The organism is Riemerella anatipestifer, from assembly GCF_009663465.1.
Taxonomy (GTDB): domain Bacteria; phylum Bacteroidota; class Bacteroidia; order Flavobacteriales; family Weeksellaceae; genus Riemerella; species Riemerella anatipestifer_C.
Window position 1 is genome coordinate 4,985 of sequence record NZ_QXHU01000011.1, and the last position, 8,310, is coordinate 13,294.

Sequence of the window (8,310 nt, forward strand, 5' to 3'; positions counted from 1 at the left end):
GTCTTGAAATAATAATTCGTTTTCTCGTGAATAAAACATAAATTCAACTTCTATTCCCTTGTAAACAATAAATTCAGAGCTATTCCACAAAGAGCCTTCTATTCGATATTTCCGAAAGGGTTTCCAAAACAACCATCCACAACGTGATTGAAATAGTAATGCAAAATCGGCTTTTAAATCTTCATTTACTTTTTCCGTCGTTTTTTCCACAAGGTTTTCCTAAATTGGTTACAACGGTCCGGGTATTGCCGAAGGCGGGGCTTACTAGCACCTAACTTCAACTAAGATACCATACCTCAAAAGTAAACAAAAGTTTCTAAAATGTAAACATCCCCGCTTTCGGCAATACCTTGTTGTAGGCAGTTTTTTATTTGAATTCAAATTTGGTAAGTCTATTATTCTTATAGCAATAAAATTCATAGCTTGATTCAGAACCAAGTTTAAATACCTTTTCTAAATATATTGTGTCATATTTAGAAATTAGTTCAGTGTATTTTTCATTTATATTTTTAGGAAGCTCGTCAGATAAAATTGGTTTTTCAATTTCCAATCCATCATCAATTGCAAACTCTAAAACAAAACTACTTTCTCTCCATTTAATTGCTGTTTCACCAAATTTATTCTTAAAAATGTCTAAATTATCTTGTTGAATAATTTTTCCAGAAGTGGAAATTAATAATGATACTCCTGAAATTACCATCGCTCCATAACCAATTTTTCTAAAAACGAATTCACTTAAATAGGGCAATATATATTTCACGGTATATGATGAAATAATTGTTGCAATTGCAATTGCAATTCCCAACCAAATGGCTGTTGTTGAATACAAACCAAGTATTATATAAATTATCAGTTTAATTAAATGAAGAAATATTTCATTTGCAGCTCTTGTTGCAACAATTTCTTCTTTTGATAATCCATATTTTAAGTAAAATCTATTAAACAAAAGTCCTATCGCTCCGGTAATTCCTGAAACAAATCCCGCAAAAAATCCTACAATTGCAAGTACAAATTCCGGATAAGGTTTTTCTGTCTTTTCTTGCTTTTTTCTAGTTATAAAAAGTTGTGGAACGTTTGCAATTAAAATAAAACCAACAACTAATTGTAAATAAACAGGATTTACAAATTTGATTAAGTAAGCTCCAAACAATACTGCTGGAATTGAAAAGGGAACAAACCAAAAAAATATTCTCCAATTGATAAATTTTTTAAATACGGCTATCCTTGATGCAGAACTTGTAAATGTTCCAACGGTTAAAGAAAGGGGAACAACAGAAGTTGGTAAAAGAATATTTAAAACAGGTATTAAAATTAAACTTGCACCGCCACCACAAATTGCACTAATCCAAAATGCTACAATTGCCCCTAAGAAAAGAAGTCCTATTTTCAACATTATTTTTTTCTAACGTGATTTTTGTAATAAAATTGCCTACAACGGAAAAAGTATTTGCGAAGGGCGGGCTAAATTGAACGAATAGTTCAATTTCGACCAACCGTAGCAGATGCTTTTTCAATGAAACTAAATTAATCAAAATAGTTGAATTGAAAAGCATATGCGGCTAAATATTTCTGCTTTTCAATTCGACACCTTTACCCCGCCTTTTGCAAATACTATGTTACCTGCAGGTTTTCTTATATTCCTGTCTATAAATTCTCATATTTAGTGCAGTCCAAATTTCCCCATTGATTTCTCTGTGTATTGATTCATTCGGATTAATTATAAAACCGGCTTTTTCATAAGATTTTATGGCAGGTATATTCCAATCGAATACATTTAATTCGGCAAATTCTTTTTCCGAATTTTCAAAGCCGTAATCCAGTAGTTTTTCGGTTAATAATTTTCCATAGCCTTTTCCACGATTTTCGTTATTGATTAAAATTCGTCCTAAAGCAAATGAATTTTCCTTGAAATAAATTTCGGCGTGTCCAATTATTTCATCTTTATTTTTTACTGAAAATGCAAATCGATTTTTATCTTCTAAAGATTCCAGGATTTGTGATTTTGTTAGGGGAAAAGTAAATTTCGGACCGGCAAATTGCATCAAATCTTCAGCATTATCAATCCACGAAATTAATTTTTCAATATTTTCTTTCTTAAATTTTTGAATTTCAATCATAGCACGAACTGTTTACATAAACTTGCAGGTAACGGTTAGGGTATTGCCGAAGGCGGGGCTTATTAGCACCCAACTTCAACTAAAATACCATACTTCAAAAGTAAACAAAATTTTCTAAAATACAACTATATCCCCGCTTGCGGCAATACCTTGTTGTAACCAGTTTTTATTTTCTTTATCTTTATACTTAACCCTAAATCCGATTGTTCAGACAGTTTAAACATTGTAACATTTTGATTTTTAACGATTAATGTAATAATTAGGTCATTCTGTACTGTATTGTAAAAATATGATAATCAATTATTTATGATGTTTAGACAGAGAAATTTGACAGAGTTAGGGTTTAACGGTATTATGTCCTCCCACTCCTGATACTTCTATCCATTTAGTGATTCGGTAATCAAAATGGTTAAATTTCTGCTCCGTTTTATTTACTAATCCAGGTAAATCTATTATCAATTCTCGTTTAGTTCGAGGAGGTAACCAGCGGTCTAATTCATAGGTTTCTTGAAATAATAATTCGTTTTCTCGTGAATAAAACATAAATTCGACCTCTATTCCTTTGTAAACAATAAATTCAGAGATATTCCACAAAGAGCCTGCTATTCGATATTTCCGAAAGTATTTCCAAAACAACCACTTGGAACGTGGGTGCATTAGTAATACAAAATCGGCTTTTAAATCTTCATTTACTTTTTCCGTCGTTTTTTCCACAAGGTTTTCCTAAATTGGTTACAACGGTCCGGGTATTGCCGAAGGCGGGGCTTCTTAGCACCTAACTTCAACTGAAATACCATACCTCAAAGGTAAATAAATTTTTCTAAAAAAGCAATTAACCCCCGCTTGCGGCAATACCTTGTTACCAGCTGTACTATTTTTTTCAGTGTGGTGTCTTTTCTGCATAGTTTTCAGTCCGCACGTTTTTCACATTTTCAACGTTCAAGTCTACAATTTGACCGTTTAGTTTTTCAGCCTTTAGTCAGTTCCGTAGTTTTTTGGGTTACTCGTTTTCAGTTCCGAAATCCATTCGTTTTCCGTTTTTCGTCAGTTTGAGGTTCTTTCCTTTGGGATTTTTCCTCTTTTTTTAGGTTTTAAAAGTCCAACATTTAGTCGAGCATTACGAGTTACCAGCTGTACTCTCCAACATTTTTTAAGAGTCGGCTCATTCAAAATATGCTTTTAAGCCGTCCGTTGTAGAAAATGAATTTAGACCCCCTAACACGCACTGCTCGGCTGGGTCTAAATTCAGTTTCTTATTATTCACAATTTAGAACGTTTTGAATAGTTTCAAATCCTTAGCAAAATGTTTGGAGTGTATAGCTGGTAACGGTTCGGGGCTTTGCGAGGGAGAGGATTAGAAAGCACAAACTTTCAATTTAGCACCAACGTAGCAAAACCATTTTTTTATTTGCTAATTTACACTTTTCAAACAAATAAAAAATGGTTTTTGCGGAATAGAAGCACAAAAGTTGAATTTAGCACTTAACCCGCTCTCTTGCAAAACCCTTGTTAGTGGCTGTGGCTGTTTGTTTACTCTTTGTTTGATTCATTTATCTGTAAATCAAAAGACTAAAAAAATTTTTGCTTTTTCTCCAAAAGTTAATTTTTTCAAAAAACAGTCTTGTTTGAAAAATTTGTTATACTTTTGTTGCATAAACAACAGTTGGTTATGCAATCAATTTTAGAATATCAGGATTTTTACAATCTGCTTACGGGCAGGACACCACAGGCATTTAATCGTGTTTTGAATAAGAATTTCAGACAGAACGGAGTAGAATTAACCAAGGAACAATGGTCTATTTTGGCTGTTTTGTGGGAAAATGACGGTTGCTCGCAACAGTATTTGGCAGATAAGAGCTTTCGGGACAGCCCAAGCGTAACCCGTTTGATTGACAATATGGAAAAAGACGGTTTGGTCGACCGGAAACCCGATGTAAATGACAGAAGGTCTAATTTGATTTTTCTGACAAAAAAAGGAAAGCAAATACAGGAAAAAGTTATGAATCTTGTCAATGCTACCGTCGAAGAATCCATAAAAGGAATCAGTGTAGAAAATATAGTGACAGTAAAAGAAGTGTTTCATAAAATATATCAAAATTTAGAGGTAAAATGAGAATTAAAAAATTACTGCCTATACTTGCCTGCCTTTTGGCTTTTGAAGGAAAGGCTCAAATTGATGTGAGCCCGTCTTTGCAGGAAGCAATTCAGAAAGCAATCGACAAAAACGCTTCTATCCGAAACAAAGATTTGGAAGTGGAAAAAATCAGTACGGAAAAGAAAAGTGTTTGGAACAAATACATTCCGAAAGTAGAAGGTTCGGCAAATTATATGTATTTCGATACGAAAATAACGCTCGATTTACCGACAGGAAACATTCCGGTTATCAATCAGCCGGTTTTTGACGGAAAGCAATCGTTTGACAGTTACGGAAACTTATTGATGGGTAGCCTGATGGCAAAAACGGTTTTGTTTAGTGGTTTTCAGATTGAAAACGGAGCAAAGGCTTTGGAGCAAAAACGAATCGGAACGGCTTATCTTTCTGAGGCTGAAAAAGAAAGTTTAATTAAAGAAGTGATTCATTCCTTTGACCAAGTACACTTGTTGAACGAAGTCGAAAAATTGCTGATTGACAGCGAAAAACGATTGGCTACCGAAGCCAAAAGAGTAGAAAGGGCTATCGAAGAAGGACTTGCCATTCCGTATGACAGGGACAAAATCAAATTGGCAAATCTCGAATTACAATCCAAAAAGATAGAAATGGAAGGAAAACGAAAAGTCCTTTACCAAAAAATAAATTACCTCACGGGATATTCCGAAAACCAAATCAAAGAAGTAGAATATTTACTTGTTCCTTATGTGATTTCGGAAGATTTATCGGTTGAAAACAAACAAGAGCTAAAAGCCTTGGAATCATTCAAGAAGGCTTCCGATTATATGGTCAAGAAAGAAAAAGGGAGCTATCTTCCTGTTTTGGGAGCATTCGGAGGTGTTACTTATGCGAGCCTTTTTGACGCTACGATGATTACACCTGAAATTCCAATGGTAAATTCCCGACTTTACGGAAGAATGAATGAACTTACGTTGAGTCCGAATTGGATGGTAGGACTTTCGATGAAGTGGGAGATTTTCAGCGGATTTGAACGTAAGCACAAAATCCACGAAGCCAAGATAAATGCGGAACAGGTGCAAAATCAATTAGATGATGCGAAAGAGAAATTTGCTTTGCTTTTGGAAAATAACCTGGCGGATTACAGGGTTCAGAATAAGAAATACCAAATTGGTCTGGAACATGAAAAAGTAGCTTCAAACAATCTGAATATGGCTGTAAGGCAATATCAGGAAGGGCTTATCAACATTTCCGAAAGATTGGAAGCGGAGAACGATTTGTTTAAAGCATCAGCCAATAAAATTCAGATTTTAGTAGAGCAAAGGCTGTCCGCTTTAGAAACACTTTCCGTAACAGGAGAATTAACCAAAACTATTTTAAACTAACTTATTAAAAGTGATGAAAAAGATATATTTATTATTAGTTGTAGTGATTTCCGCTGTCGGTTGTGGTAAGCCGAAAGCCGAGGTTATTCAGGGAAAAATCGAAAGGGAGCAAATCGGAATCGTATCGAAAATTCCGGGAAAAATCATTGAAATCCGTATTCAGGAAGGAGATTTTGTAAGGAAAGGCGATACGCTTGCTATTTTGGACATTCCTGAAGTCGATGCCAAAAAAAGTCAGGCTGAAGGAGCGGTTCAGTCGGCAAAAGCCCAATATGATATGACTTTGAAAGGAGCTACGGACAATCAGCTCAAACAGCTAGAAGCCAAACAAAAAGCATTGAAAGAACAGTACGAACTGGCTCAAAAATCCATTAACCGATTGTCAAATATGCTTAAAGATTCGTTGGTTTCTCAACAGATGTATGATGAGGCTTTCGCTAAATATCAGGGGGCTCAATCGCAGTATCTGGCTGTTCAGGCTGAAATTTCGGACGTGAAATACGGAGCGAGAATCGAACAGCAAAAAATGGCTTTTGGACAACAGGAAAGAGCTTTGGGAGCTTTGCAGGAGGTTTCGGTTGCGGATTCCGAGCGGTATATCATTGCTCCACAGGATATGACGGTAGAGTCCATTACGCTTAAAGTAGGGGAGCTGGCGCTTCCCGGTTATACCTTGATTAGCGGAACGATTTCGGAATCGACTTATTTCCGTTTTACGATTCCCGAAAGCCAGCTTTCAAAGGTTCAGAAAGGACAGGAAGTAACTGTCAATATAGTCTATAACAAAAGTCAGGTTAAGGGAAAAGTAATTTCGGTTAAGGCTTTGGGAGCTTATGCAAATATTGCAACGGCTTATCCCGATTACGAAATTCAGGAGAGTCTTTTTGAGATAAAAATCAGTCCGGTTGATATCAGTCAGACCAAAGATTTGTTTACGAAAACTACGGTTACTTTAGAACTGTTAAAATAAAAATCAAATGAAAAACTTTTTTTCGCTTATAAAAAGGGAATTCCGTTTGTTTTGGGATAACAGTGTGCTTCGGTTGCTTTTTATTGGGGCTCCGATTATGTACGGAATACTTTTGGGCTTTGTTTACCAGAAAGGAAAAGTTACCGATTTGCCTGTTGTGGTGGTTGATGAAGACCAAAGTCAGATGAGCCGAAAAGCTATTGAAATGATGCAGGATAATGAGGTTCTGAACGTGGCTTTTATCCGTTATGACCAGAACGATTTAGCTAAAATTGTAGCGGAAAACGATAACATTCCTGCGGTTGTGATTATTCCGAAAGATTTTGAAAAGCAGGTTATGACCAAAAAGTATCCCGAAGTGCTTACCATTGTAAATACTTCGAATGTTTTAACAGCCAATTATGCTTCGACTGCCATTCAGATTTGTTTAGGAACACTTAAAGCGGGAGTTCAGATTGAAGCTCTTAAAAAACAAGGAATGCCTGAAAGTGTGGCAATGTCGCAATATGAGCCGTTCAAAACCACGTTTATCAAAAAATACAACCGAAGCACGAACTATATGTACTTTTTGTGGCCCGGCATTTTGGCTACGGTTTTGCAACAGGTTTTGCTGTTAGGCTTGGCTTTGTCGTTTGCCTCGGAATACGAAAACGGAACGTTCAGAACTTTGGTTTCGGAAAACAAATCCCTACTCAAAATAATGGCAATTAAGATAATTCCGTATCTGATAATGAGCTTCGGTATTTGGATCTTGTATTATCTGTTTACGTTTTGGTTCAGGATTCCGTTTTATGAAAATCTAGGTGCTTTGACCTTTGTAGCGGGAATTTTCGTGTTGTCGGTATGTTTTATCGGGATATTGGTAAGCATATTGATTCCGAGTCAGCTCAAAGCAACCGAAATATTGATGGTAATAGCCACTCCGAGTTTTATTTTGAGTGGATTTACGTGGCCGCTTTCGCAAATGCCCGATTGGGTTGTGGCTGTTGCAAACGTGATTCCGCTTACACATTTCTTACAGGCATTCCGAATTCTGCTTATTGAAGAAGGAACGTTGTCCCAATGTTCGGGTGCAATTTGGGCTATGATTTGGATTGGACTTGTTTGTGCGGTTTTGTCTTATGTAGCTTTGTATTTTAAAAGGAAAAAGGTGTTGAAGCAAGGTTGAATTTTGTACTGCAAAAAAATCCTGTGTGGTAGATTTTTATTATTTTTTTCTGTGTCAGGTTGTTATTTTTCAGCCGTTTAATTTCAGGGGTACGGTTGTTCTGCCATTGCCACTAACGATCTGGGTATTGCCGAAGGCGGGGCTTATTAGCAACTAACTTCAACTAAAATACCACTCTTCAAAAGTAAACAAAATTTTCTAAAAAAACAATTAACCCCGCTTGCGGCAATACCTTGTTGTAACCAGTTTTTATTTTCTTTATCTTTATACTTAACCCTAAATCCGATTGTTCAGACAATTTAATCATTGTAACATTTTGATTTTTAATACTTAATGCAATAATTAGGTTATTCTGTACCGTGTTGTAAAAATATAAAAATCAATTATTTATGAGGCTTAGACAGAGAAATTTGACAGAGTTAGGGTTTAACGGTATTATGTCCTCCTACTCCTGATACTTCTATCCATTTAGTGATTCGGTAATCAAAATGGTTAAATTTCTGCTCCGTTTTATTTACTAATCCAGGTAAATCTATTATCAATTCTCGTTTAGTTCGAGGAGG

7 protein-coding genes and 1 pseudogene are annotated in these 8,310 nt (G+C 35.6%); 4 read left to right on the forward strand and 4 right to left on the reverse strand.

What is annotated here, in order from left to right:
* From D1003_RS11120 to D1003_RS10725, 4 genes and pseudogenes are all read right to left on the reverse strand, one after another.
* Nucleotides 1-210: pseudogene (locus D1003_RS11120) on the reverse strand (hypothetical protein); the annotation flags it as partial.
* A gap of 157 nt (nucleotides 211-367) precedes the next feature.
* Nucleotides 368-1,393: a sulfite exporter TauE/SafE family protein gene (locus tag D1003_RS10710; RefSeq protein WP_153936987.1), complete on the reverse strand. Its 1,026-nt coding sequence runs from the start codon at nucleotides 1,391-1,393 to the stop codon at nucleotides 368-370.
* 223 nt (nucleotides 1,394-1,616) lie between these two features.
* Nucleotides 1,617-2,117: a GNAT family N-acetyltransferase gene (locus D1003_RS10720; RefSeq protein ID WP_153936989.1), complete on the reverse strand. Its 501-nt coding sequence runs from the start codon at nucleotides 2,115-2,117 to the stop codon at nucleotides 1,617-1,619.
* Between the two features lie 336 nt (nucleotides 2,118-2,453).
* Nucleotides 2,454-2,831: a hypothetical protein gene (locus tag D1003_RS10725; protein ID WP_311710135.1), complete on the reverse strand. Its 378-nt coding sequence runs from the start codon at nucleotides 2,829-2,831 to the stop codon at nucleotides 2,454-2,456.
* A 955-nt stretch (nucleotides 2,832-3,786) separates the two neighbouring features.
* On the opposite strand from D1003_RS10725, the gene D1003_RS10730 reads away from it, so the two are divergent.
* From D1003_RS10730 to D1003_RS10745, 4 genes are read left to right on the forward strand one after another with little or no spacing between them, the layout of a single operon-like run.
* A complete protein-coding gene (locus D1003_RS10730; protein ID WP_153936990.1) occupies nucleotides 3,787-4,230 on the forward strand; it encodes a MarR family winged helix-turn-helix transcriptional regulator in 444 nt (147 codons plus the stop codon).
* Complete coding sequence (locus D1003_RS10735) at nucleotides 4,227-5,609, forward strand: TolC family protein (protein WP_052911699.1); 1,383 nt, start codon at nucleotides 4,227-4,229, stop codon at nucleotides 5,607-5,609. Before D1003_RS10730 ends, D1003_RS10735 begins: the two co-directional genes overlap by 4 nt.
* Before the next feature lie 13 nt (nucleotides 5,610-5,622).
* Entirely contained in the window at nucleotides 5,623-6,579 is a 957-nt protein-coding gene (locus tag D1003_RS10740; protein ID WP_052911698.1) for an HlyD family secretion protein, read from the forward strand.
* A 7-nt stretch (nucleotides 6,580-6,586) separates the two neighbouring features.
* Nucleotides 6,587-7,747 (forward strand): ABC transporter permease, encoded by a 1,161-nt coding sequence (locus D1003_RS10745; protein ID WP_052911697.1) that lies wholly within the window; start codon nucleotides 6,587-6,589, stop codon nucleotides 7,745-7,747.
* Nucleotides 7,748-8,310: the final 563 nt, after the last annotated feature.

Coding starts and splice junctions, on each gene's coding strand:
- D1003_RS10710 (WP_153936987.1), bottom strand. CDS start 1,393: ATGTTGAAAATAGGACTTCTTTTCTTAGGGGCAATTGTAGCATTTTGG.
- D1003_RS10720 (WP_153936989.1), bottom strand. CDS start 2,117: ATGATTGAAATTCAAAAATTTAAGAAAGAAAATATTGAAAAATTAATT.
- D1003_RS10730 (WP_153936990.1), top strand. CDS start 3,787: ATGCAATCAATTTTAGAATATCAGGATTTTTACAATCTGCTTACGGGC.
- D1003_RS10735 (WP_052911699.1), top strand. CDS start 4,227: ATGAGAATTAAAAAATTACTGCCTATACTTGCCTGCCTTTTGGCTTTT.
- D1003_RS10740 (WP_052911698.1), top strand. CDS start 5,623: ATGAAAAAGATATATTTATTATTAGTTGTAGTGATTTCCGCTGTCGGT.
- D1003_RS10745 (WP_052911697.1), top strand. CDS start 6,587: ATGAAAAACTTTTTTTCGCTTATAAAAAGGGAATTCCGTTTGTTTTGG.